We start from the raw sequence: 23846 nt of genomic DNA, 5'->3' as shown, positions 1-23846 counted from the left end.
AGGTTGTGATTTAATTTCATGACCTGCTTTTCGTAGTGAATGATAAAGATTACATCTCCATCATTTTTAGTAACTCTGGTCTTTTACGCCAGTTTATCTTTTTAATTGTTCCTGCTTTTGTGTCAATCTTGAATAGGAAACCTTTACTTGATTTAAGTTTTTCACGGTATTGATAAAGAACTGCCTCTAACCAACTAACATCTTCATCTGCAATGATATGTGTTGCACACATTGAACACATCCAGTAGAATTCATGTTCTTCTTTTTCGTAAGCCTTTGTTAATCTTTGTTTATCATGAACCTCAAAATCATCCATATGAGACTTCATTACCATTTTTACGATAGCTTCCATTTTTACGAATAAATTATTCATTATAAAGCGCTCCTTTAAAAATAATTTTAATAAATACCTGTTTTATATAATCTATATATCTTATATAATCCGTATATTTTATATTCCTAAACTTTATATATATTTATGTATGTATTATACGATTATTAGATGTGATATCAAAATAATTCAGCTCTCACCTTGTTGCTGTGGGGAATATTCTTGCTAAATATGATAATAAATGAGAAAGAAAAGTAGAATAAGAAGAATTTATAAATTAGGTATATATGTACGTATCAAATGATAAAGGGGAGATTAAAATGTTAATAGTGTATGCTTCAAAAACTGGAAATGTAAAAAGATTTGTAGGAAAGACAGGGTTAGAAACTGTGCAAATTAGTGACGGATTACTTGTTAATGAAAAATATGTACTTATCACTTACACAACTGGTTTTGGTGCAGTTCCAGAAGAGGTATCAGCCTTTTTGAAGAAAAACAGTAAGAGTTTAGTAGGAGTAGTAGCGAGTGGCAATCGAAATTGGGGAGATATGTTCGGAGCAAGTGCAGATAAGATTTCAAAACAATATGGGATTCCTGTATTGATGAAATTTGAAATGTCAGGTACAAATAATGACGTAGAGATGTTCAAAACAAAAGTAAGAGAAATATCTCATGACGTTTTACAAGAAGCGGTTTAAGAAAAAGACTTCATTCTCTTTTTAGGAGAAGAAGTCTTTTTTATATTGAACAATTAGCTATTAATGAAATTCTTAATTTTCTCTACGGACTCTTTCTGATAAACGGTAATACTGGCAGTTGAGTATTTGTGTTTTCGAAGATATTTCTTATCTATATCTATTATAGATGAAATGGAATTCACTAACGATTCATAAAAAAAGGGCTCAGAATTAATAGTCAAATATCCCCGTTTGGATGCAAAGCTCGAAGAACCTTTTAGGTAACCTTTTAGAAAATGTTCTAAATATTTTTCTTCAAGAGCAGGAAATGTCATGTCACTTCTAAAATTTAACCCTAATTTTTTAAGAGAATTATACAATTTTAAAGAACAAATTCTATCTTTATAACAATTATCTGCGGAGACATAAAGCAATTCTTCTGTCTTTTTGTTTGTCAAAGCCTGAAATATTTCTTCTAATATCGAGACTCTATCTTTTTTTACAACCATGGATAAGGAATAAGATTTGTAGTGCTCCAGTAAGTTTCCAGAACTAAATACCAACCCTAATATATAAGCTTTATAAGCTGAGTCAATTTCTTCAAAAAACTCTTCATCGACTTCATATTTTCGAGAGGATTCACTATATGAGCGAATTTCAACTCCTGCGTCATTTAAGTAATTCAATATGGCTTGTCTGGATACACCTGTCTTATCGCTAATATAAGTCAAGTCATATCCTTCTTCATATAAAGATTTAAAAGTAGGTAGTAAATGCATCAACTCTTTTTTCCGACCTTGCATCTCTACTCCTTTTTCAGTACGTAGGATTTTGCCAACAGATACAGCCGAAACGTTGTATTTTTTGGCAATAGCAGATTTGCTCCATCCTGATAAATAAAGTTCATACCATTCATCGGCATATTTCTTATGAGGAGCCTTTTCTCTAAATGTAACGACACCAGTCAGATGCTTTCCTACAGTTGCTTTCGACACACCATGTTTTTCACCAATTTTCCGAAAGGATGCTCCTGCTTCGTATTCTTCTTTCCATATATAGATTAATTCAGCCGTTATATCCTTTTTTGTCATACTTTCAACTCCTGGTATACATCACTAATTAACTTTATTCATATAACTACACAATAAAATCATCACATTATCTGAGATTAATCATAATGCATTATAACTCCTAATTCAAATACATAGAATACAGAGATTATACAAAACAGGTATTTTAAAAATTTGATAAAACAGGAGATGTTTATTTTATGGTAACTTTATTTCATTGTTCAAATCGTGTATTTGATGAATTTAAAATCAGTAAGGAATTAGCGGTATATAAAGAATGTGAGCTAACAGAAGGCTATGGTATTTATATGACTGAAAACTTTTCAGTAGCAAGTCATTATGGGGATTTTGTTTATTCAGTTGCCATAAAGGAAGAAGATGTTTTTGATAGTACATCAAAAGAGGAAATACAGAATTTATTAGATAAGGTAGAAAAAGAGGTTAGAATCAATTTAGCTGATTATATGGATGTAGATGATGTGATTTTGGAAATTTTAGAAGGTGAAGCATCTGTAAGAAAGTTGTATAAAGAGTTGAATTTGCGATTAGATAGCAATGAATCTTTCTTTTCAGATTTTGAAGACAGAATTACATATGAATCTGATTGTATTCAACGACAAATTGAAGATGTTGTAATAAAAAATCTGAATAAGATAATTAAATATTATAGTAAGACACAGGGAGACGTGTATATTTGTCATAAGAATCCAGAGGTTTTAGAGATTGTTAATATGCAAGAAAAAAAGCTTATTGCATAGAAAAATTGGAATTAAAATTTTAAATATATAATATGTAAATAAAAAAGGCATTCGCTTATTGCGAGCCTTTTTTGTTTTGCGTTCAGGTTTTCATCCCTTATTTTGCATGTATAGAACAAAAGACATGATTGCCAATTGTCGTTACATATGCTCTTGTACGTTCCATCCAGTTATGAGGAGCGTATCGTGGGTCATAGAAGTATACAGTACCTTCAGGTAAATTCCTTACACCTTTGTCGAATACTTCTGCTACTGCACGTTTTGTTTCTTCACTTGGCGTTCGTTTGTAAATAGCACCATCCATCCAAGGAGAATACTGTTTAGGAGCTTTAATGACTTCCATCACTGTATCAGGAAACTCTGTTTTATCGTCTACTCGATATGCAATAGTTGTTGCAACAGCTATTTTTCCTTCATATGGCTCATCGGCCGCTTCAGCTTCTACTAACTTTTCTAACCAATAACGTTCGTCTTCCGTCATCTCGATAGAAGCGCCTTTATTAATAATAGTAGTCTTTGAAACTTCTTTTTCTTTTAGTTGAGTTTCAGAGATTTGTTCTTGCTCTACAGCTTGTGTTTTTTGAACTTGTTTTTTCTCTTGAACTACTTTTTTATCAATTTTTTCAACATTTTGATTTTCTTTTTGCTCTTCAATATGTTGTTCAGGCTTTGGAACCTCTACATTATCGGTTCCTTGAGTGGTATCTTCGGGTTGTTGTACTGGTTGTGGTTCAGTTTGTTGCACTTCTGGAGCAGGTTCAGGTGGTGGTGGTTCAGGTTTTTCATGATTAATATCACATTCAACAGGAAGAGGCTTTACCACCTCACAACCCTCGATAGGCATATATTTTTTAACCATATAATCCTCGATAATATCTTTACCTTCATCACTAATCTCGCAACCTTCTATAGAAGTATGTTTTTGCGTAAATGTTTTCTCTACATTATTTATGGGTTCTTTTTTTACAGATTCATGATTAATTGGTTCTTTTGATTCTGCATGAACGATATGAGGGAGTGTACATAGTGAAAATAGACCACATAATAACCATCTTTTTTGTAATTTCATTATTACCATCTCCTTTCTATGAATTAAAAATATCCATACTTTAAGGATATGTATTTCATTGACAATAGTCAACGTAAAGTTGGTTCTACTATGCGGAATGTTTTGGGCTAAAATGCAGTACATTAATATGTATAAAAAATAAAGATTGGGGTGACTTCATGAAAAAACAGTTTATTATGCAATGCTTTAAACACGCTATTTATGTATTATCATTCTTTTTTATGTTCTTAGCCTTTCAAGGGGCAATTCCTTTGTACGAGAAGTTATTCCGATTTGGCATCGTATTTTATTTAGTGGTTTTATTTAATTTATTTTTTGATAAAAAACCACCAACATATTTTGCCATTATACGATTCTTTTCAGATGAATATGAAAAAGAAAGCAACGAGGAGTATTTGAATAATTTAGTATCCATTTCTCACTGTGCATTAAGTGGAATGGGACAAGTACGTCAAAATAATTTATCAACAGAGGAAAAGAAAAGAGAATTTGATTTAAATATAAGAAAAGTCGAAGTGAGTTATGAAAGGATTTGCGAATTAAAACCTCCAAAAAAATATGCTGAGAGACATGATGAAATCATGCAGGATATTAAGGGCTTCTTATCTTTATATCAAAAAGACGAAATGTACACAGAAAGCAAGTAAGGAGGTGATACTATGAACATGATTATTGTATTCATCATTATAATTGCCGTACTTGCCATAATTGGGTTTGTCGTGAAAGAATTTGCGAAGTTAGCTTTAGTCGCTATGGCGATTGTTATTTTATTTGGAGCAGGATTTGTTTGGGGACCAAAAGACTTGAATGAAAAATTAGGGTTATCTGAGCTTTTAACCGAAGACTCCTCGCGTGAAGTAAACACATTTGCAACGGAATTTGATAAGAAACGAGAAGAAAATAAAATTGTTGATACACAACACATTGCAGATAAAACAACTGAAACTGGTGAAAATGTAATGACAAAAGCAAAAGATAAAGTGGTAGAACTGTTTCATTAATGAAAAATTGAATATAAGTATAATGAAATGTATATGATATAGGGTCATGACAAACAAGGTGCCAGGAGCGAATGAACGGAACGTCAAAATGGTTCTGACGCTCCTGCTCAATGTATTGTTATAACAACCGAAAGGGGGAGACTTCATGAAAAGAAAAAGAACGATAAAATTTTCAGAAGTAGTTCCTATGTTGTATCCCCTAACAGGAATTACAATTATTACATTTGATTTATTTACAAAACGAGAAAACGTAGTCATAGAATGTTATGGATTAGCATTTTTTTTATTTATTTTCAGAATGGAATATCTGACATTTAAAGAAAAACGCATAACAAATAACACGAATATGAACAGCACTTAATTATATAAGATGAAAGTAAAGTCAGCGAAAATGCGGGCTTTTTTTATTTGCCAAAAGTAATAATTCATTGAATATCTCCTATGAAATTTAATTAATATAAAGGGAATATAAAAAAACAGGTACTTTAATAACTTGAACTAATACCAAGATGTTAAAATTTGACATTTTTATTTTTGAGAGTTAGAATGAAGTTATCTTCATAACTTTGGTTTAATCATCAAACAGGTATTTAAAATTAAAAAGGAGTGTACATAATGAAAACAGTTAACACAGTACAAACAGAAGAGATTTTACAAGGATTACAAGATGATGGAGTAAATGTAACTGTAGAAAATGTAGATGAATATTTACAGAAACAAGGTGTTTTAGTAAAAGTTCATGTGGGACGTTTACGTAACTATGTAGAAGTTACACCTGGATTATTTGGGGTAGATGTAAGTCAATCTGAAGAGTTGGGTTCTTTCTTTAAGAATTATATTCGAAACGGAAGATTGAATTTCATTCCAAACGATTATGAGAAAAAGCTAAGAAGCATTGAAGCAAAAGTGAGAAAAATGAAAGCAAGTATGGCAATTGGTTATGATAATGAATATTTACCAATTGAAATATATAAAGATTTTTCAAAATACGTCAAGGAAGCAAGAGTTGAGTATTTTGAAGTGAGAGACAATATCTTAGCTAACTGGATTCAATTGATTAAAATCTTTGAAGAATCATTAGAAAGTAGTTTGGAACAAATGGGAGCTTTAAATAAAGAAGGCATTAAAAGAAGTATTATGAGTCGCATTCCATCAGAGGATAAATACGCTGAAAGCTTTTATTTACGAACAAGCTTAAAAGCATTTCCTGTTATGGCGAATGTAAACTTATTTGATGATGATGTGGCAGAAGAAGTAAGAGAAAGTCTTCGTCAAGAAAGTGTAAGAAGTGTATATGAAATTATGGGTAATGTATTAAATGATGCATTCCAAGTTGTAAACCGTTCATTATGTGTTTACGAAGAGAATCATCGTGTAACAAAAACAACATTAAACAGTATTAAAAATAATTCATATCAAATTAAGAAAAAGAATTTATTTAAAAATGCTTTTGTAGATGAGATTGCGAATGATATGTACACTTTATCTGGTACACCTCAATCAGACCTTTCGGAAGCAGGGGAGATTTTGTTAGCTAAAATTTATGGATACGCTTATGAAATTGGTGTTACAAATGAAATCGACATGAAGAAGAGTATCTTATCTGAAGAGGAATTGGAGATTTTATGTAGTACATTTAGTCAACAAACCAAAGAAGCAATGAGCATGTAAGAATATAGGGAAAAAGACTTTGACATCTGTCAAGGTCTTTTTTGTTGTCACTAATTAAACGAATAAAATCACTCAACTTTTCTATAATGAGTTAAATAAATTTTCAGATTGGAAAAGAGGTGATGGGTATGAATCATTGTGTGCTTTTTTCAACGATTTCTGCATTGTCTTATAGTGGTTATATTTATTCTTCAATGAATTGTGCATCTATATTTACGCAATTTGTATTTCTTTCAGTTAGTATTGTCCATGTATTGTTTGCGGTATACTTCTTAATTAAAGAAGCTCAAATGAATTAAATCATATTGACTATAGTTAATTAATGTTTTACTCTTAATATAGATTAAATATATGGAGAGTGAATAGGATGCAACAAAAATTAAACAAAATTCTTGAAGAAATCAAAGTAGAAACAGATAAATGGAAGTTAAAAGCTTTACATGAAGAAAAATCATCTATTTTAGAGGAGTTAAAGCCTTCCACAAAAGAACTTATTATTTACTTTGAGGAATCAGAAGTGGCATTTGTTCCAACTGGATTTACAAATATGGAAGCAATTATTGATGCTATGCAAACCGTTCCTGTATTAGTGGAACGAAGAAGTATCCTTGAATACAATGCGGTGCAAAGACATCCCATTCCGTATGTAATTGTAAAACATCAAAACAAATACTTCTTTATTATTCGAGAAGGTAATAGTGGTGAAATTCGATTGATTGGAAAAATGGGGATGCTTGGTGGTCATGTAGGTGAAGAAGATATCCACGTAAGCAATAAGGATGTAGACCTGTTTAAAACGATTGAGAATGGTTTGTATCGAGAGTTAATGGAAGAAGCGGGTATTACTTCAGAAATGATTGAATCTATTCATTTAGAAGGGTTAATCAAACTATCTGGCGGTGTAGAAGATGACCATTTAGGGTTTGTTTATATGGTAGAATTACGTACAGATGATATTCAAAGCCAAGAAGAAGGCGTGATTAAAGGACTTTGGGTAGATAAAGAAGACCTACCATCTATTAAAGACAAGTTAGAAAATTGGTCTAAAGTTGTATACGAAGAAATTCTCCAGAAAAAATAAGCACTGATAGTATCCGTACAAGAGACTGCAAATATTGTTTTGTGGTCTTTTTTACATGATAAAAGTTCTATAGCGTGAATAAATTTTGTAGATAATTAGAATGGGAGAGTGGAGTTTATGAAATTAAATGAACAGCAAATGAATTTATTAGTAAAGATACATAGCAATAAAGACCTCTTGGTAGGTTCTCCTAAGTATTTGGCGATGGATGATGATGGAGAGTTAAGGTCTTATGTAGGAGGTATTCCTACTAAAAACATGCATGGTTTTTGGGGAGATTCTTGGAACGCTATTCCGTTTGATTCATATTCTCAATCAGATGCAAATATTTTGTCTTTTATTCAAGTGAATCATGACGTTCCGTTCGATATCGAAAAAATGCTGAGAACTGGTTTAGTAAAAACAACGAATCCGCATCCTTTATTAGATGTACTTAACGAGTGTCAACTCAAAACGTATAAGAAAGAAAAGAGTGATATAGGTGGTTTTATTGAAGAATGTCTTTGTTATGACGAGGTAACAATTTTTGGGGATGAAGATAAGTTTTTCCCTGATGGATGTAAATCGAATGTTCACTTTTTTGATAAAGAAATTTTTCAGAATTCGCTTAGTAAAGGAGTAATTATGTTACTATCTCGCTCTAAATTAATTGTTGTAGATGCTACTTTGCAGAATCAAGAAAGTTCAATAACATTGAAAAATGCTAAGGAACTAAATCGAATTGGTCATTCAATTATATTCATTGAAGAACAAGAATAGACAAGGATTTTTCTTATCACAAAGGTCTTACATGTATTGTATAAGACCTTTGTTTGTAATAATTAGATTTACATAGTAGCTTGTCGTTTTAAAAGTGTGGTTAGTCCATCTAATTGATTAACCACAACACCATCAAAACCTAAGATGTTATCTTGTGCTAATTTTTTCAATTTATCATTAACAACACCTGACATTAGACAATTTTCAAAGCAACCTAAGTCTTTATTATAAGCACCAAGAACTATAACACCATATTCAGCTAACATGCTATCAAACTTTTCTTCAATGAAAATTTTCCCATAATATACATCGTTCATAGTTAACATAGAAATCCCTCCTGATTGTATAAGGTTACATATTTTCTGCATCTCTTTTTAATAAAGTTTTCCATAGAAACGCCTTATTTAATGTGTACTTTATATTATATATTCGAATGTGCTGAAAAATAAGGGAGTGAATGAGGATTTCGTTTGCAAAGGGAAAGATATATAAATATTTCTATTAATTTGATTATAAAAATAAGGGGGAAACAAAAGTGAAAGGGTTTGTTTGTATTACATCATTTGAGAATTTACACGACTTTGACCTACACCCATATGCTGTGCGTCTGCATATTACCCGAAGCATAAAACAAGGGATTATGGTTGGAAAAGGATTTGTTCATGTACCACATCTATCTCCATCCTTACATCTCTTTTTTCAAACAAAAGATAAATGGAAAAAGTTAAAATTTACAGAGGAAGAGAAAGAGAAATTAGAAAAAGGAAATACAGGGACATGGTATGATTTGTATGAAGAATCGTTTATTAAAGAAGCAACAGAAAGAAAGGACTTTCAAAAAGCGTATAAACGTCTTAAAGAGCGTTTAGAGGCAGGAGAAAATGCAGTATTGGTTTGTTATTGTGAGAACAAAGATAAGTGTCATAGGGGGATTGTAGGGCGTTTATTAGAAGAAGATGGTTATCAAGTAATCTATCAATAATAAAAATAAGAAGGTGAACCCATGCGTTCTAAAATTGTGCCGAAAGAAATGATACCTGAGATTACAAGAGGAGTATTTGTCGAATATGAACCAGAGTTGCCATATCCATTTGTTCACTATCCTACAAGAATGGGAGTATTTCATGCCTTCCAACAAGAGAAAGATGGTCCTTTATTTTATTGTTCGTGTCAAAAGCAAGGTGTTGAAAATTATTTAAAAGTAAAAGAACGTTTATCGTTTAGTGGTCTTCCGAAAGCATCACAGTTAGAATTAATGGAAATCTTTATTCAAAACATTAAATTCGAAGATAATTTATGCCACATCTGTAATAAAGTTTGTCCGAAGTATGGACATGGAAAAACAATGAATGAAACAAAGTTTTATTCTATTTATGGATATTATATAAAGGCATTGTCCTATTCTTATGGATTAGATAATAGATTTAGAGATATTTGCTACCCGAAGCATATTCCTGGGGACATTGTCCCGCTTCTAATTGCAGAAGAGCAATATGGGGGACGACTGGTTCTGGACGAGCAATCCTCTAAAGATTTCAAACGATACTGTGAAAATGTTATAAGAACTCGAATGGGGTACTTTGCAATAGGGAAAAAGTGGACATCTGAAATTAAACTTTTAGAATTAATTAAAGGGATTTTTCCTGGATACACGGTTATTCATCAATATGAGTTAGACCATCTAAAAGCGGATATCTATATTGAAGAATTACAGCTTGTCATTGAGTATCAGGGGGAACAACATTACAAACCTATTCCGTTCATGGGTGGAGAAGAAGGACTGAAGAAAAGGCAGGAAAGAGATAAGGAAAAAATAGATTTATGTAAGTATTATAATTTGGATTTAGTGTATGTAACATATTTAGATGAGTTGTCAGAGAAAGTGATAAAAAATAAAATATCTCCTTATTTGAGGGAGAGAATAAATTGAACGCAGGTTCTGTATAGAATCTGTGTTTTTTATTTGATTTATTGCTAAATAATCCTCTATAAAGATGATTTTGTTAATAGAGGATAACAAAAAGGCATATATTCTATAAAACTTCTTTTTATTGACTTTAGTCTATAAAATAAATAAAATTAAATAAGGGAGTTGATGTCGTGAATAAAACTGTAAAAAGGTGTCTATTAGGGATTCTAAGTATAGGTGTGTTAGCCATTTCTGTAGGTTGTGGGAATAATGAAGAAGAACAAAAAACACAAACTACAAAATTAACACAAGAGCAATTGCAAAAAGTTTTAGATTCTCAAAATAAGAAAAAAGATAAAACAGAAGAAAATAAAGATGATAATAGCAAAGAAAAAGAAAAGCCAAAGTTGGTAAAAGATAAATTCATAAACGAAGTGAATTTAATGATGGGTGGGGAATACATCAAGAAAATTGATGTGGCTGATACTCACGCTACCTTAACTTACTATGATTCTTATCAGTCTGTCGTCTCTGAAAACTCTGCAATGAAAGATTTAAAAGAAGAAACATATAAAGAATATTGGAGTACAGGAGATAAGATTGATAAATTGTTTGTAATTGAAACAACGAGACTCTTTAAAAAGAATCCTGCGTTAGAAAACTTAGAAGTTATCCTTCCATTTGAAGGGAAAACATATGAGGCTTCTATCAATAAAAAAGAATTAGAAAAAGTTCTGAAAGTAAAAATGGATACTTTGAATGAAAGTACAAATTGGAAAGAATTTACGGATAAATATGCCTATGGATTAGATAATGTAGAGAGACAAAAGGTATTCAAGCACTTTGTTACGATTGAATAGGTGTATGTAGAGAGTGAAAGGAGGTGGAATATATGATACAGATGCATCAACCAAGAATGAGAATTCCTCATTTCACAGTCCATTAGGTGGACCAAATAATGGTCCCTAAGAAAGGGATGTGATATATATGAGTAGAAGTTATAAAAAAGTACCATGTGTAAAAGATAATCAAAAAGCAGAAAGAAAATTTGCCAATCGAAAGGTTAGAAAGTTTAAAGGTGAGCTTGCAAACGGAAGTGCATATAAAAAACTATATGACCAATATGACATTTGTGATTGGAAAGTTACCTATTATTACAATACATATGTTAAAGATAAAGAAGCAGAAGAAAAATCATTATTAAACTGTGGGCAAAAATGGTCTTATTGTGATGATTATTCATATAAAGATTGGTACAAACGATACAAAAGAAAATAAAGGAGCTAATACATGAAAACAATTCAAGAAATACAGGACGAAATGCAATCTTGTTTCTTAACTATTAGAAACTATAAAAATGCGTTCAATAATAAAAAAATTCCTGAAGATGTCCTGCAATCTGTTGTCTTGGAAAATGAATCAATGATACTATCGCTTAATTCAGCTTTGGAGATGACAGCAGAGCAGGAGATAAGAGATAAGATTAAAGATTTGGATACCAACGAGAATGCTATACGGGATTCTTATAAGCAAGGGGAAATAGATAGACAAGTCTTTCGTTCGGAATTGTTGCAAAATAGCTCGCAAATTTCAGCTTTGAAATGGGTATTAGGAGAAAATGATAGATTTGATTAAAAGAACAGTAAAAAATTACTGTTCTTTTTTATTATGTATAAATACAGATGCAATAAAACCAATTGTGGAGCTTATAAAAACAGTTGTAGATAATACACTTACTCCTATAATAAACCAACCATCAAAAAGGAATGCAGACACATAAAAGGTTAAGCAGGACATAGCAATAAGAATTGTAGGTAGCACAAACTTTAGACCTGGCTTTTCAGGATATTTTTGTTCGATAAAAGCAGAGAAAGAAATAATCAATATAAATACAATAAGACCAAGAAGAATTATCTCGAAAAATCCATCCATACTATCAACTCCATTCTATACAGTTATACTTATTATATGGGGAATCAATGAAAGATAGATTGTTGTTTTTAATTATATTACTATATAAAAGAGAAAAAACACCTTTTGAGATGCTTTTCAGTGCTAACTTGTAAGGAATAGTATAATCCAAGGTATAAATATGATAGATGCAATAAACACTCCTATATGTGCGAATAAACTACCTATATTTTTTGTATTTGAACGTAGTAAGTAAATAAAATAAATAAGAGAGAGAACAGGGAATGCTAATACGAATAAACTAAACATGGATTTATTCTCTGCAAAAGGAATTGCAAGAGCAAAAATTCCTGATATCCCCACGCCTCCACCTAAAATTAAAGTTAGTAAAAAATGAATAAACTTGTTTTTATTATTCATTTTTTTATTTAAGATTCTGCATGGCATATAACTGCTCTTGTGATAGAATCATCGTTCCAATACATTCGTTATCTTTAAAGGAGAAAGAATGGATAACGCCATCTGCAAACACTTTAGAAAGCACCTCTGTACCATCATGTACACCCACACTTTCATATCCTGCTTTCTTTAAATTCTCATACATTTGTTTTCCGTCAATTGCTTCGTTCATTCATGACACAACCTTTCGTTTTTTCTTTTTTAGTTCTTCATTTTCTATTGCAAGTTATTTAATAATCTTCTAATACTTTTCCTTCAGTAATTTCAAGACTCTATGTATCTCATCATTTGTTAAGGCTTTTATATTAGGAGCATATCCTAAGGCTTCATTCATAACGAAATATTTTTCAGGAAGTGTAAAACCACGTTCTTTGAATTGTTTTTGAACTTCACGTCTTAGGTCATTTGTATTTTGAAAGAACTCTACCAGTAACATGTTGTATCCTCCTTTTATTTATAAGCGGTTGCTAAACGTCTTTTTATCCATGTGCTTATATTGTTTTTGGTCGTTGAATCCATTTCTCTTCTTTCAACATAAATACATAGTGTTTTAACGTCATATTTTCGGTTTTCAAGCTCTTTTAAAACATTCTTGAAGTAATCATTACCGATTAAGTCAAATGCAATGAGAGAGCCATCTGACTTGTTGGGATAGCGTATCATCCACTCTTTTGTTTGGTAGTTCCAGTAAACGGCCAGAACATTTTCCTTTCTAAAATGACTTGTTCGTTTTCTCGGATGGGATTCAGAAAATTCGTTTGTATGAACTCGGAACAAAAAAGTAGAGAGGTCATAATTTCTATTTAATAATTCCTGTAATAAAGAAAGGAAGAAACGTCTTTCAAGTAGTTGAGAATGTAAATAAGAACCACTTCCTGACCTTGGAAAATAAATCATCCAATCATTTTCTTTTTCTGACCATTTAAAACCTAATGTAGTCTTCGGGTTAAGAGAGTAGTTCATCGTACTTTTACTCCAAACTCTTCTTCAATTCGTCTTTCCATAATTTGAACTTCTTCATTCTCCGTCATATCATATGACCATCCTGTAAACAGTCTTTTTAAAATATCTTGTTTTGAAGAGAGAGCATCTTGAAAAGCTTTATTGCTTTTCTCCTTCATTTCTCGCAAGTGTGTTTCTGCTTCTATTTTGTCAAAGAAGTAGATTGTCCCAATATGATTCGCATCAAACCCGACACTATAATATTTCTCTTCCTCAGATAAGCATTTTAAATTCCATTGTTCATCATGATAAGGATTCGTTAATTTTCTTACTTTACATGGTTCAACTTTTTTGCCTCTATATGAATCCATGATTACGTATATAATCATGCCTTCTTTTAGCGGATATTCTTTTGTCATTTCATTCACTCCACTCTTTTTCGTTTCGGAACTTTCTATTTAATGTACTTGTAGAAAGGGTACTAAGGATGTCTATTAATGTAGAGCATAAATCATCTGCATATGGGGAGTCTTCATGCTTTAATGTCTCTTGAATAGCCCAAGCGTCATAATCTAAATAAGAGATATCCTCTTTGGGAATAGGTAGTTTTGATATGATAGTCTCTAAATGAGCAATCCCTTTATTTAACATCCACTCCGTACATAGTTCTGCTGAACGAGGCATCTCTAATTTTTTCACCTGTTCAAAGAAGTTCGTTATATTTGTAGATGTATGAATGTTGTAATACTTCATGAGTGCTGATTTATATAAGCGTAAAAGATTATTGAATGAAATATCGCCTGGATGTAATAAGTTAGATGATGTTGAGATGTTGAACCAATCCCTAATATCATCATCTTTTACTTCTATATTCTCTTTAATATTTATCCATATCACTGCACCGAGAGGGTGAGAGTAAGGAATCGGTTTTGGAAAGATAACCGGATTTCTAAAGACCCATGCGTGAGTTTTTTTATAAGGTGGTTCTGTATCTCCAGTCACAGGGATTTTATGGTGTTCATGAGTGCTATTAAAGGCTTCTTTCGTTAAAGGAATACAATCTACTAAATCGACAGTTCCAAATACCATACCTGAACCACTTTGAATCAACGCAATTGTTCCTCTGATTTTTGCATTTCTGCTTCGAATTTCCCAATCTTTTTGACCGCTTAATATAAGATTTATCCAATGTTTCTTAATTACAATGCCTTTCATAACCTTCTTTCACCGTCCTTTTGTTGATAATATTATAGTAACAATTTAGTTAACTATAGTCAATGAAAAAAAGCAACACCTATTAGGTATTGCTTTCATTCTGTTATGCTATTTTTTTAACGCTTTGATGAAATTCAAAGTATTCTTCAGGTTTTAACTGATGTGGAGAATCTAATAAAGTAGCACTTCGATAAAAACCGTTAGTTAATAAGTAATACATTACTCTATTATCTACTTTCTCATTTTCATATCTATTTAAATAATATTGAAGTGAAGAGTGATTTTCCTTTTGCTTCGTTGGATGCTTTAATTGTTCTTGAATTGCGTCACATAATTCTTTATTTCCCCAAAATGCATCCTCTTGTGCGAATAACAGATGAGCATAAGACGCTCCTTGTAAATATGGGTTACGCTCTAATGCCACTTTGAAATAATTCTCAATGATTTGCATCAGATTTTTATATCTTGGGATACCAAAAACCTGCTTGAATAGATTTTGAGCACAGATAAAATTATCTCCTTCGATTTTATCAGCTTTTTCTTCAATCAGAACACCATTCATATAGTGTCTAAAATAGCCTGTATCCGTTACGCTATGGAAATGGAAGACGATGAAATCCTGCAAAGGAATTCTTTCTGATAATTCCTTTGCTAATGTCTCATCAGCAAATGGTGTAATTTCGTGATTCAAAATACTTCCGTAATTGATAACCTTGAAATTATATTTTTCATCTACAGGTAGCGTGACTAAGCACTGACTTCCGTAGTTAACTTTTAATTCGTTGTCCTTTAAAATTTCTAATGTTTTTTCTGCTAATACTTTGTTTGAAATAGAACCATGAACCATGATTCCGTAAAATTGTCTACTCATATATTCATCCTCCTTCATTTTATGATGCGGTTGCTAATGGTTTATATTGATGATTCAGTTTTAGCACACAAGGGAATAATTTATCTATTTGCATAAACTGATTAACAGGAAGTCGATGAAGCTCTAATTGAGATGTAAAGATTACTCGTATGCCTTTCTCATTTAATCGTTCTACAAACTTTATAAATGAGGGGAAAGGTACTTCATTTAGTAGTTGCATTCCTTCATCAATCATTACCGTTTTTATTCCACTTTGAATTATAGTTTCAAAACTACTTACAAATTCCATGAATGAATGTTTGACTTCATCTAATGATTTTGAAAATGGATTAATTTCAACGATTTGAAATAAAGAACCATCAATATCATCATTTATTTTGGTAGAAGAAATCGTTCTACCATTAAATGTTGTAACAGGTGTTTTAAATTCATTTATATTAGGTGTTAGTAGTAGGGTGTTTTCGCTTTTCGTTAATAAATCCATAAGTGATTCATTTAAGAAAAAAGTCTTTCCCACTGCGATACCACCTGTAACCAGTAAGTTTTGATTTAAGATATGTACTCTGAACACAAGAAAAACCTCCGATGTGTATTTATAAGTTATATTATAAATAAATTATTAACTATAGTCAATAAAATTAAAGGAGGTTTGCTCGTGTGTATTAAATTGTAAGATTTCTATAATCCAATGTTAATTGGAAATAATTATTAGGTGATAGATAGGTGGGAGCATCTTTTAATGTTGCGTCACCCTCGAATCCATGCGTAAACAGATACATTTTTTCTAACGCTATATTTTTATTTGACTCCATTATGTAACGTTGATAATAAGGTCGAACGATAGAAGGCGGGAAACTGTGGGAACCTTTCAATGTACCTAATTCTTCATCCGTTACATTAGGATTTTGAATCAACGCTTGTACTTGTTCATACAATGCTCTACGCATCGGTCTTTTTTCGGATACAGAAGAGAAATGCAGGTGAGCATAAGAGATAAGAGAATAGGGATTTCTCTCATGCAGAAAAGAAAAATAAGAATCAATTGATGATAGGATAGATTCAGAAGCAGGGAAGTGTAAGGTATCAGTTAATAACTGTCGTCCTATTTCTAATTTATCGAGTTCTGGACTTTCAATTTTTTGCACAAGGCATCCATTTCTAAAATGCGAGATTAACCCTTGGGCAGTTCCGTCGCAATAATTGGCAATGATAAAATCCTCATTTCTAATTACGTTTGATAATTTCAGTGCGAATTCCCTGGGTGTAAAAACAGGAGATTCATAATTTCCAATAGAATCTAATGAGATTTTTTTGAAATAAAAATCAGGTGAGGGTGGGGCTACCATTAAAACATGGCTGTCCATTATTATCTTTGGTTCATCCTTAAGTATTTGATGCGTTGATTGAATTAAGTCTTCATTTTTAATTGTTTTTGGTAGTAATAATACTTCAAAACGCCAACCCATTTATATTCATCCTTTCTAATTACTGCTTGGTTTCATTTTCTTCCTCTATTTTGCGAATGATAGAGGAGATACTAATGTATGTATCTTGTGTTATTTGATGAAACTCTTTGATTAACTGTTTTGCTCTTTGATAGCAAGAAGGGCAAATATAAATAAATGTACCTCGATTAGAAGGGATTACACCCCATCCTGCATCTATTAGTTCTTTATTTAGAGAGTTTTTATTTGCCTCTATACTATGCTGTCCACATGTACAAGTTACTTTATGCATCATTCAATCTCATCCTCTAAGAATTGGTCTATAGATATATAAGGCTTTTCAAGAAGTTGATGCATGGCTACAGCATGTTCTTTTGCTTTAGTCCAACACGTAGGGCACAAATGAATGCACTCTGCATCAAAAGTAAATATAGTTTAAAATCCTGTATGTAAGAAGATATCTCCAACAGATGCGATACCTCTATCAATAGTTTTCTTCTCTCCGCATTTACATGTAATGGTTCTCATTAATAACTACTTCCTTTCTTTACATTTCTTTATTTTCTGAACTGGTTACAACTGATAAGCAATCAGCAGGAATAGGGGAGCTTAACCACACCTCGTCACCTGCATATTCAAAAGTTACGCCAATATTCTTGGCCATAATGGTATCTACTTTTAATAAAACAGGAAACTGATTGCGTTTCGCAGATTTATTTGCAAAAAAGGTTGTTTCTGCTAAGTGAACATTTACTCGTTTCATTGGCAGTAACCCCAATTTTTGAATAGAGTCCAAATGTTCCATACCAGTACCATGATAAAGAATATCTGGCAACACTCGATTTTGCTCTTCATCACTTTTTACCGAAATACTATGACCGTATCGAGCTTTTATTTTTGTTCCTGTAGAGTCGAGTTTGTAACGTTGTTTTTCGTCTGTTTTAACAACCTCTAAAATCATCTCAACAGTCACAAGATTAGCCCATTTTTCATTCGAAGAAATGGCATTTAATAGTTCATCAATTGGTGCATAACCATATTCATCTAAAGAAACATGGAATTGAGAAGGGGAATGACGAAGGATTTTACAAAGGAATCCACCGAGTTTATTTGCTTTTGTTTTTGATAAACGAGCCATGTGTAAAATACAATCCTTTCTTTAGTGGGGTTTTTTATTAGGTACAAAGAATATTAATAAGGGCATAGCAATAAAACAGACAAAAACATTTATTGTGAGTGCATAATATAAAAATCCATTATGAAACAAAAAAGATTCAAGCTCTTTATCATTCATTAACAAAAGAAATAGGGAGCTGAATATTACAGCCAATGTTGTCTGTAATAAAGTAAGATATGTATTTTTACTGCAAAAGTATAACTTTATTAATTGAATTCTATCATTTATAGAAGTCACGTCCTTTATCAGTGTTAATCGTATATAGCTATTGTAAAACGTAATTAAACTATTGTAAATAAAATATATAAAATAAGTAAAAAATATATTACTTAAATGGACAATCATTATTGTTTTTTGAGATTATATAAAATAAAAAACACCGTATTACAGTACGGTGTTTTTGTAAGAAGTATATAAGTTTATACTCCTATCTCCATATTGGATGTTTACCAATTAATCAACATTATATCTTACTGCAAAGAGAAAAACAAATGTTAGTTAACCTTGATTTTTCCGTTCTTCTTTAAGAAACGTAGTAATTTTCTTTCTTTTCTTTCAAGAGCCTGTTTTTCGGAGTTATTCATATCAAAATTATAGTTAAATTGAGAACCTGAAATTGTTTTGTTAATTCCTGCTAACGTTGTTTCAACTATGTAATTATGGCAATTTGGACATTCTTCTTTAACTGAGATTAACACACTACTATAATTAGAAGATTTCTCTACTAATGTAGACCCACAAACCATGCATACATTTTGTTTTATTTGTTTTTTCTTAATTCTCTTGTTCATCTGCTAAAACATCCTTTCAATGTATACAAGCTGAACAATGTATACACTTTCTTTTTTCAGCATATCGAGAAGAAACTTTTTCGTCAACTAATTTATTGTATAGATGTATTAGATTTATGAGATTTTCTCTAAGTTTTTCATATGTAAAGTAGAACCATTCTTGCTTTTGAATTGCCCGTTGCCTACATAACTTTCAATGACATGTGTTTTACCACTTATTTTGTTAAGAACTGAATCCCCTTTGAAAAACGGATATTTATCAGAATTATCTTCTTTAGGTTCAAAAGTTTCTAAAATACGGATGGCGAATTCAATTTTTTTGCTATTTAATTCGCTTTTAGGAATTAATAAATTTTGAATAATTTCCGTACTTGTAGGATTTTCCCGTGCTTGTTTCTTGTAATTCTCGATATCTTCTTTTATACACTCTAAGTGTTTATTAAGTATCATAAGAGGTGCATCTAATGTACCCATTCTATTCACTTCCTTATTGTTTTTAATAAATTTACAAAAAGGCATTCGGATGAACTGTAATGCCTTCTTTTTAGTTATTGAGTTATTCTTTTAATCAGTTCAGGGATAGGAGGGAGCAATACAGGTAGTTTTTCTTTAAACTCCTGCCAATTGTTCACTCGCGTAATATCCGCTGATACCTCTTGGTTCCATGGTTGATTCATACATACAGTAACACGCCCTAATGAATGAAACTCTTCTAAATTATGAGGAGCATCATCAAATAGTAATGAACCTGTTACTAAATATTTTGAAGAAGTAAAAACAATGTTCTTTTGCTGAACAAATGGAAAATATTTCTCCACCCATTTTCTTTTATCGTCAGCAGGGTTAGAGGTTTTACAATACTTGTGGCAGTGTGCTTCGCCATTAGCATGTCCTCTTGGGCTTGCTGAGACTAATACGATTTCATAGGTATCAGATAGCTCTTGTAATACGTCAACAGCCCCAGGCAAGGGTTTAGGATAGTGTAAGTATAATCCTGGATGTTTTAACAAGTCATAGATTTGTGCCCCGCAATAATCTTTCGTATAATGCTGAACATCCCAACTTAACAATTGTTCTTTTTTTAAATTATCTTGATAATGATTGTTGTAAATAGATAACCATTCATCTACAAAATTAGCAATCGTATCATCCATATCGAATAATAAGATTTCTTTTCCTTCACTTGTAAAAAATCGCTCTTTACCTTTATAAAATACTCTTTTAATCATGCTTTTTTCCTTTCTCGTATCCATACAATATCTATTATAAAATCAAAGAATTTCAAACATTACTTCGAATAAAACGTCTTCTTCAAAAACAAGTTCATCTGAGAAGTTACCCATGCCTAACTGGAACAAATTAGTTTCTCTATTATAAGAAATATGTAATGGTTCCGTAGGACGTGGAGTGTCAAATGAATCAGATTTAACATCGACACTTACATCGTTACAAGTTACTTTTGCAAGAAGTAACATTCGTTGGAATAGAGCTAATTGAATGGAAATCTTTCGTTCTGAATAACCTTCTGGTTCACAGCTATTTTCGCTACGAAATACAAGTCTAATATCTTCATCACCTAAGTATTGAATGACTTTTACTGTGTCATAGAAATCATATATGTGTTTGCTTTTATTCTCTAAAGTTACGGTTATTTTTTTGAGTCAACTCTTATCCCTCGCAATCTTTTATTATACGTTTAATTATATATTCGCATTTAACTATAGTCAATATTATGTTATATTTAAGTAAATAATAATTTGCGGTGGTGTAAACAGTGGAAGAACTAATTTACCTAAAAGGAGAAAACAAGACAGAAATAACAGCAATGCATATTGCTCAAGAATTAATTAATAAAAGCAAACCAAATACTAACGAATCTATCACACATCTAAAATTGCAAAAACTGCTGTATTATGCACAAGGATGGAATTTAGGAATTCATGGTGAGCCGATGTTTACTGATGATATTCATGCGTGGGTACATGGACCAGTTGTTCCAACCATTTATAACCGATTTAAGCGATATGAGTATTTTGAAATTGGGAAGATTAATTGTTTCTGGGATGAAAAAACAAATAAACCATTTGTAGACCATGAATTTAAACGAATCTATTGTTCTAAAGAATTATGGTGTCACATTATAAAGTCTGAAATCATGAATAAGTCCAAGGAAAGATTTTTTAATTTTGGAAGTAAGAATATAAGAGAAGAGAAGAGTGAAGAAATTATAAGGGAATTGAAAAAATATCAAGATTATAATTTTTATCCAGAAGGAAGAGAAATAACATGATTAAATCACTATTATATAAAGGACTTACCAAAGAAGGGAAATGGGTACGAGGTAACTTAGTATACACAACCGATTGCGAGAAAGAGCATCAGGCAATTATTATCCCTACTGAAAATAATGGTATGTATACACAAGAAAATACTTCATATCCTGTTTCAAAGAGTGATAAAGAATACTTAAGAAAGATGGGAAAGGAAAAGTTTGAATCGACTGATTTAGGTTTTGAGAAATGGTATCCAGTTGATATTAATACTGTAAAAGTTATTAATAAGATAGAAAACGAAAGTAACGCTGACCTACTCATGAAGAACGACAAAATAAAAGTTACGAAAGAAATTGCTGATGCATTATCTGAACTATTAAATATGTGCAGAAATGATATAGTTTGGGCAGTAAATGAATATTTTGATATGCGTTTTGAATGGGAGGAGCAAGGTGATGGACTTAAAGTTCTTACTGAATTAGGGACAGATAATTTTATAAAAGCGATGTACTTCGGTTATGAAGTTAAAAATGAAAGAGCAGAAAATGAAGTTGAATAGAAGTTGCTTGTAAAAAATTAGTACAGTAACCAGTATCCTTAAACGAAAAAATCACTTTCTCAATTATAGGAAAGTGATTTTCAAGGAGAATATGTTATACTTCTTGTAATGTGATTATTAACCTAATACTCTGGCAATTTAAAGTGATATCGGTGCGCTTGATATACTTATGCGTAGAATTAGACTATTTATCCATTATAATCATAAAAACAATTTATAACAATGATTAATTTTTATATTTTTATAATAAAATTTACGAATTTATTGCAAGCTTACAACAACCACAATCGTACAAATAATAGTTGTAAAAAAACAAGGGGCTAATTAGGCTCCTTGTTTTTGTTTTGCAACTAAATCTTCTGCGTAATAGGGTCTCAATATATCTTCAATTGTAAATTCTTCATTTTTATCTCTATTGAAAAACAGTTCGAATGGTGTTTCAGATGGCCTTTCTAAACGTAATTCAAATGTATATGGTGCTGTCATGATACTTACGGCACAATCACTGCCGATATAGCTACCGTTATCTGTTTGGATATGCTTTACAAATATTGATATAGTCAGTAATAACTGACTGTTATGTAAGTATGCATCTAAACATTGATATAACTGTTCATGAACGGAATGACCATTGTCTTGATATTCTGCTTCTGTAATTAAATCAAAGTTATCTTCATAAAAATGAATGAGTCGAGGTAGCCTATCTCCTAAGTACATTTCCTTCCATAATAAATTTGATTGCAATAGAAGTTGCTTGTGATTTGCATGACGATTTCGAATGGATGTTATATGTGAGCCATAACCAGTCCCTAAATTATCAAAATCAAAATCAATTAAATCTTCTTCACCAAAAACACGCAATTCATCGTTTTGCAACTCGTATATATCAAAGAATAAACCTGCGTAAAAAGCGAGTTGAGATAAATCAAGTTCCTTTCCAACAACTGCTTCAATAAACATCAAAATATGTTCTAATTTTTCTCCAGTCATTTTTGTAGCAAAGACCTTTTTCATTTTAGGTTCAGTTTGATGAATTGTAAATATTTTAAACTTATTTCCATATAATCTTTTTCCATTCACTGTTTTCATTACAGGGTTTAGCCCTCTGTAGTAGGAGTATATAGCATGAAGATTTTCTCTGATGCATCTTGCATTGTCATCATCGTCTTGTAGAAAATAATTACTTGCTTGTATGTATCGTTGCAAAACTTGCTTATAGGATTCCTCAGAAAAGGAATCTAATGATGTATCAATCCCTTTTAATATCGTTTCTTTTGCTATTTCATGAACAGAGAAGAAAGATTTATCTCCTAATTGATTGTATTTCATATTGAATTCTTTAATTAATTCAAGCATTTCTTTATCCATTATCATCACCTCAATTTTAGTTTTTATATGTTATTGATAAAGATAAGTGAATATTCCTCATACATTTCTCTATCGCATATTTATAAATCAAAGGAAATGTTCTTTTAACTTAAATAAAAAAGAACCCTTGGTACTATCATTTGGGCTCTTTAATCTGGTCTTTTATGGGTGCTACAAATAAAAAAAATATTAAAATACTGGCACTTGAGAAATAGGAGATGTCAAAACATAGATTTTCTCTACAAATTCTCATAGAAGAGCAGAGAACTAAAATGAAATAGATAAAAAACAGAAGTTTAATAGAAGAGGGGAAGCCCTTGATTTTTTGTAAATCTATTTTGTCTTTCATTTTTATAGATTCCCTAACCGATAATAGTTTCCATCACGCTTTGCTCTTAAATCCCAGACTTTAGAATAGGCTTCCTTGAACGTTAAACCTTTTTCTAATTGTACAATTTTTCCTAATTTGTCTTGCATGAGAATCCCATCTTTTTTTGGTTCTGTCATGT

At 31.4% G+C, this 23846-nt stretch carries 37 protein-coding genes; 16 read left to right on the top strand and 21 right to left on the bottom strand.

Annotation, left to right across the window (positions count from 1 at the left end; all coding sequences use genetic code 11):
• Nucleotides 1–49 precede the first annotated feature (49 nt).
• On the bottom strand, nucleotides 50–373 hold the full coding sequence (locus V7S50_RS12450; RefSeq protein WP_336376268.1) for a hypothetical protein: 324 nt from the start codon (nucleotides 371–373) through the stop codon (nucleotides 50–52).
• Nucleotides 374–651: 278 nt separating this feature from the next.
• On the opposite strand from V7S50_RS12450, the gene nrdI reads away from it, so the two are divergent.
• Nucleotides 652–1029: a class Ib ribonucleoside-diphosphate reductase assembly flavoprotein NrdI gene (gene nrdI, locus V7S50_RS12445; protein ID WP_336376269.1), complete on the top strand. Its 378-nt coding sequence runs from the start codon at nucleotides 652–654 to the stop codon at nucleotides 1027–1029.
• 53 nt (nucleotides 1030–1082) lie between these two features.
• Here nrdI and V7S50_RS12440 read toward each other — a convergent pair whose 3' ends face one another.
• Nucleotides 1083–2099, bottom strand: a complete 1017-nt coding sequence (locus V7S50_RS12440; RefSeq protein ID WP_336376270.1) for an endonuclease — start codon at nucleotides 2097–2099, stop codon at nucleotides 1083–1085.
• Nucleotides 2100–2278: 179 nt separating this feature from the next.
• Here V7S50_RS12440 and V7S50_RS12435 point away from each other — a divergent pair, with 179 nt between their 5' ends.
• A complete protein-coding gene (locus tag V7S50_RS12435) occupies nucleotides 2279–2836 on the top strand; it encodes a hypothetical protein (RefSeq protein WP_336376271.1) in 558 nt (185 codons plus the stop codon).
• A gap of 97 nt (nucleotides 2837–2933) precedes the next feature.
• Here the strand turns inward: V7S50_RS12435 and V7S50_RS12430 are convergent, their stop codons facing one another.
• On the bottom strand, nucleotides 2934–3905 hold the full coding sequence (locus V7S50_RS12430; RefSeq protein WP_336376272.1) for a cell wall hydrolase: 972 nt from the start codon (nucleotides 3903–3905) through the stop codon (nucleotides 2934–2936).
• 158 nt (nucleotides 3906–4063) lie between these two features.
• On the opposite strand from V7S50_RS12430, the gene V7S50_RS12425 reads away from it, so the two are divergent.
• From V7S50_RS12425 to V7S50_RS12395, 7 genes are all read left to right on the top strand, one after another.
• Complete coding sequence (locus V7S50_RS12425; RefSeq protein WP_061662246.1) at nucleotides 4064–4552, top strand: hypothetical protein; 489 nt, start codon at nucleotides 4064–4066, stop codon at nucleotides 4550–4552.
• Between the two features lie 12 nt (nucleotides 4553–4564).
• Nucleotides 4565–4906 carry a hypothetical protein gene (locus V7S50_RS12420; RefSeq protein WP_242298185.1) on the top strand — a complete coding sequence of 114 codons (342 nt, stop codon included), beginning with the start codon at nucleotides 4565–4567 and terminating at the stop codon, nucleotides 4904–4906.
• Nucleotides 4907–5051: 145 nt separating this feature from the next.
• The gene (locus V7S50_RS12415) at nucleotides 5052–5267 is read left to right on the top strand and encodes a hypothetical protein (protein WP_098297321.1); all 216 of its coding nucleotides are present in this window, start codon (nucleotides 5052–5054) and stop codon (nucleotides 5265–5267) included.
• Nucleotides 5268–5521: 254 nt separating this feature from the next.
• Nucleotides 5522–6577: a hypothetical protein gene (locus V7S50_RS12410; protein ID WP_098297322.1), complete on the top strand. Its 1056-nt coding sequence runs from the start codon at nucleotides 5522–5524 to the stop codon at nucleotides 6575–6577.
• 128 nt (nucleotides 6578–6705) lie between these two features.
• Nucleotides 6706–6876 (top strand): hypothetical protein, encoded by a 171-nt coding sequence (locus V7S50_RS12405; RefSeq protein WP_170951652.1) that lies wholly within the window; start codon nucleotides 6706–6708, stop codon nucleotides 6874–6876.
• Between the two features lie 68 nt (nucleotides 6877–6944).
• Nucleotides 6945–7658: an NUDIX domain-containing protein gene (locus V7S50_RS12400; protein ID WP_336376273.1), complete on the top strand. Its 714-nt coding sequence runs from the start codon at nucleotides 6945–6947 to the stop codon at nucleotides 7656–7658.
• A 117-nt stretch (nucleotides 7659–7775) separates the two neighbouring features.
• Nucleotides 7776–8417 (top strand): hypothetical protein, encoded by a 642-nt coding sequence (locus tag V7S50_RS12395; protein ID WP_336376274.1) that lies wholly within the window; start codon nucleotides 7776–7778, stop codon nucleotides 8415–8417.
• 68 nt (nucleotides 8418–8485) lie between these two features.
• Here V7S50_RS12395 and V7S50_RS12390 read toward each other — a convergent pair whose 3' ends face one another.
• Nucleotides 8486–8743: a hypothetical protein gene (locus V7S50_RS12390; RefSeq protein ID WP_000957072.1), complete on the bottom strand. Its 258-nt coding sequence runs from the start codon at nucleotides 8741–8743 to the stop codon at nucleotides 8486–8488.
• A gap of 209 nt (nucleotides 8744–8952) precedes the next feature.
• Between V7S50_RS12390 and V7S50_RS12385 the strand changes: the two genes are divergently transcribed.
• From V7S50_RS12385 to V7S50_RS12365, 5 genes are all read left to right on the top strand, one after another.
• The gene (locus tag V7S50_RS12385) at nucleotides 8953–9399 is read left to right on the top strand and encodes a DUF488 family protein, N3 subclade (protein WP_257142901.1); all 447 of its coding nucleotides are present in this window, start codon (nucleotides 8953–8955) and stop codon (nucleotides 9397–9399) included.
• A gap of 21 nt (nucleotides 9400–9420) precedes the next feature.
• A complete protein-coding gene (locus tag V7S50_RS12380; protein ID WP_336376275.1) occupies nucleotides 9421–10347 on the top strand; it encodes a hypothetical protein in 927 nt (308 codons plus the stop codon).
• 170 nt (nucleotides 10348–10517) lie between these two features.
• Entirely contained in the window at nucleotides 10518–11186 is a 669-nt protein-coding gene (locus V7S50_RS12375) for a hypothetical protein (RefSeq protein ID WP_336376276.1), read from the top strand.
• A 127-nt stretch (nucleotides 11187–11313) separates the two neighbouring features.
• Nucleotides 11314–11604 carry a hypothetical protein gene (locus V7S50_RS12370; protein ID WP_242298176.1) on the top strand — a complete coding sequence of 97 codons (291 nt, stop codon included), beginning with the start codon at nucleotides 11314–11316 and terminating at the stop codon, nucleotides 11602–11604.
• A 12-nt stretch (nucleotides 11605–11616) separates the two neighbouring features.
• Entirely contained in the window at nucleotides 11617–11961 is a 345-nt protein-coding gene (locus V7S50_RS12365) for a hypothetical protein (RefSeq protein WP_336376277.1), read from the top strand.
• Between the two features lie 15 nt (nucleotides 11962–11976).
• Here V7S50_RS12365 and V7S50_RS12360 read toward each other — a convergent pair whose 3' ends face one another.
• The 15 genes from V7S50_RS12360 to V7S50_RS12290 form a co-directional block, all read right to left on the bottom strand.
• Nucleotides 11977–12258: a YesK family protein gene (locus tag V7S50_RS12360; protein WP_336376278.1), complete on the bottom strand. Its 282-nt coding sequence runs from the start codon at nucleotides 12256–12258 to the stop codon at nucleotides 11977–11979.
• A 123-nt stretch (nucleotides 12259–12381) separates the two neighbouring features.
• Nucleotides 12382–12684, bottom strand: coding sequence for a hypothetical protein (locus V7S50_RS12355; RefSeq protein ID WP_098297331.1), 303 nt, complete (start codon nucleotides 12682–12684; stop codon nucleotides 12382–12384).
• A complete protein-coding gene (locus tag V7S50_RS12350) occupies nucleotides 12662–12868 on the bottom strand; it encodes a hypothetical protein (protein ID WP_061662259.1) in 207 nt (68 codons plus the stop codon). The genes V7S50_RS12355 and V7S50_RS12350 overlap by 23 nt, the downstream gene beginning before the upstream one ends.
• A 69-nt stretch (nucleotides 12869–12937) precedes the next feature.
• Nucleotides 12938–13132 carry a hypothetical protein gene (locus V7S50_RS12345; protein ID WP_098297333.1) on the bottom strand — a complete coding sequence of 65 codons (195 nt, stop codon included), beginning with the start codon at nucleotides 13130–13132 and terminating at the stop codon, nucleotides 12938–12940.
• Nucleotides 13133–13146: 14 nt separating this feature from the next.
• Nucleotides 13147–13659: a hypothetical protein gene (locus tag V7S50_RS12340; protein WP_336376279.1), complete on the bottom strand. Its 513-nt coding sequence runs from the start codon at nucleotides 13657–13659 to the stop codon at nucleotides 13147–13149.
• Nucleotides 13656–14057, bottom strand: coding sequence for a hypothetical protein (locus V7S50_RS12335; protein ID WP_336376280.1), 402 nt, complete (start codon nucleotides 14055–14057; stop codon nucleotides 13656–13658). The genes V7S50_RS12340 and V7S50_RS12335 overlap by 4 nt, the downstream gene beginning before the upstream one ends.
• A 1-nt stretch (nucleotide 14058) precedes the next feature.
• Complete coding sequence (locus V7S50_RS12330; protein WP_336376281.1) at nucleotides 14059–14853, bottom strand: ASCH domain-containing protein; 795 nt, start codon at nucleotides 14851–14853, stop codon at nucleotides 14059–14061.
• 103 nt (nucleotides 14854–14956) lie between these two features.
• A complete protein-coding gene (locus V7S50_RS12325) occupies nucleotides 14957–15724 on the bottom strand; it encodes a hypothetical protein (RefSeq protein WP_242298162.1) in 768 nt (255 codons plus the stop codon).
• 19 nt (nucleotides 15725–15743) lie between these two features.
• Complete coding sequence (locus V7S50_RS12320; protein WP_098297338.1) at nucleotides 15744–16295, bottom strand: hypothetical protein; 552 nt, start codon at nucleotides 16293–16295, stop codon at nucleotides 15744–15746.
• Between the two features lie 91 nt (nucleotides 16296–16386).
• Nucleotides 16387–17190 carry a hypothetical protein gene (locus V7S50_RS12315; protein WP_242298160.1) on the bottom strand — a complete coding sequence of 268 codons (804 nt, stop codon included), beginning with the start codon at nucleotides 17188–17190 and terminating at the stop codon, nucleotides 16387–16389.
• Between the two features lie 19 nt (nucleotides 17191–17209).
• Nucleotides 17210–17464, bottom strand: coding sequence for a hypothetical protein (locus V7S50_RS12310; protein WP_319788884.1), 255 nt, complete (start codon nucleotides 17462–17464; stop codon nucleotides 17210–17212).
• A 252-nt stretch (nucleotides 17465–17716) separates the two neighbouring features.
• The gene (locus tag V7S50_RS12305) at nucleotides 17717–18307 is read right to left on the bottom strand and encodes an RNA 2'-phosphotransferase (RefSeq protein WP_336376282.1); all 591 of its coding nucleotides are present in this window, start codon (nucleotides 18305–18307) and stop codon (nucleotides 17717–17719) included.
• Nucleotides 18308–18840: 533 nt separating this feature from the next.
• A complete protein-coding gene (locus V7S50_RS12300; protein ID WP_086877786.1) occupies nucleotides 18841–19137 on the bottom strand; it encodes a hypothetical protein in 297 nt (98 codons plus the stop codon).
• A 114-nt stretch (nucleotides 19138–19251) separates the two neighbouring features.
• Entirely contained in the window at nucleotides 19252–19611 is a 360-nt protein-coding gene (locus tag V7S50_RS12295) for a hypothetical protein (RefSeq protein WP_319788882.1), read from the bottom strand.
• Nucleotides 19612–19685: 74 nt separating this feature from the next.
• Nucleotides 19686–20366, bottom strand: a complete 681-nt coding sequence (locus V7S50_RS12290) for a 5' nucleotidase, NT5C type (protein WP_336584291.1) — start codon at nucleotides 20364–20366, stop codon at nucleotides 19686–19688.
• Nucleotides 20367–20911: 545 nt separating this feature from the next.
• Between V7S50_RS12290 and V7S50_RS12285 the strand changes: the two genes are divergently transcribed.
• Entirely contained in the window at nucleotides 20912–21427 is a 516-nt protein-coding gene (locus V7S50_RS12285) for a Panacea domain-containing protein (protein ID WP_336376284.1), read from the top strand.
• Nucleotides 21424–21969, top strand: a complete 546-nt coding sequence (locus tag V7S50_RS12280) for a hypothetical protein (protein WP_336376285.1) — start codon at nucleotides 21424–21426, stop codon at nucleotides 21967–21969. Before V7S50_RS12285 ends, V7S50_RS12280 begins: the two co-directional genes overlap by 4 nt.
• Before the next feature lie 324 nt (nucleotides 21970–22293).
• Here the strand turns inward: V7S50_RS12280 and V7S50_RS12275 are convergent, their stop codons facing one another.
• The gene (locus tag V7S50_RS12275; RefSeq protein ID WP_336376286.1) at nucleotides 22294–23337 is read right to left on the bottom strand and encodes a hypothetical protein; all 1044 of its coding nucleotides are present in this window, start codon (nucleotides 23335–23337) and stop codon (nucleotides 22294–22296) included.
• Between the two features lie 351 nt (nucleotides 23338–23688).
• The gene (locus V7S50_RS12270; protein WP_336376287.1) at nucleotides 23689–23844 is read right to left on the bottom strand and encodes a hypothetical protein; all 156 of its coding nucleotides are present in this window, start codon (nucleotides 23842–23844) and stop codon (nucleotides 23689–23691) included.
• Between the last annotated feature and the right edge of the window lie 2 nt (nucleotides 23845–23846).

It is taken from the genome of Bacillus sp. CCNWLW194 (genome assembly GCF_037120585.1).
GTDB lineage: Bacteria > Bacillota > Bacilli > Bacillales > Bacillaceae_G > Bacillus_A > Bacillus_A basilensis.
This window is presented reverse-complemented; position numbering and strand designations above follow the sequence as displayed.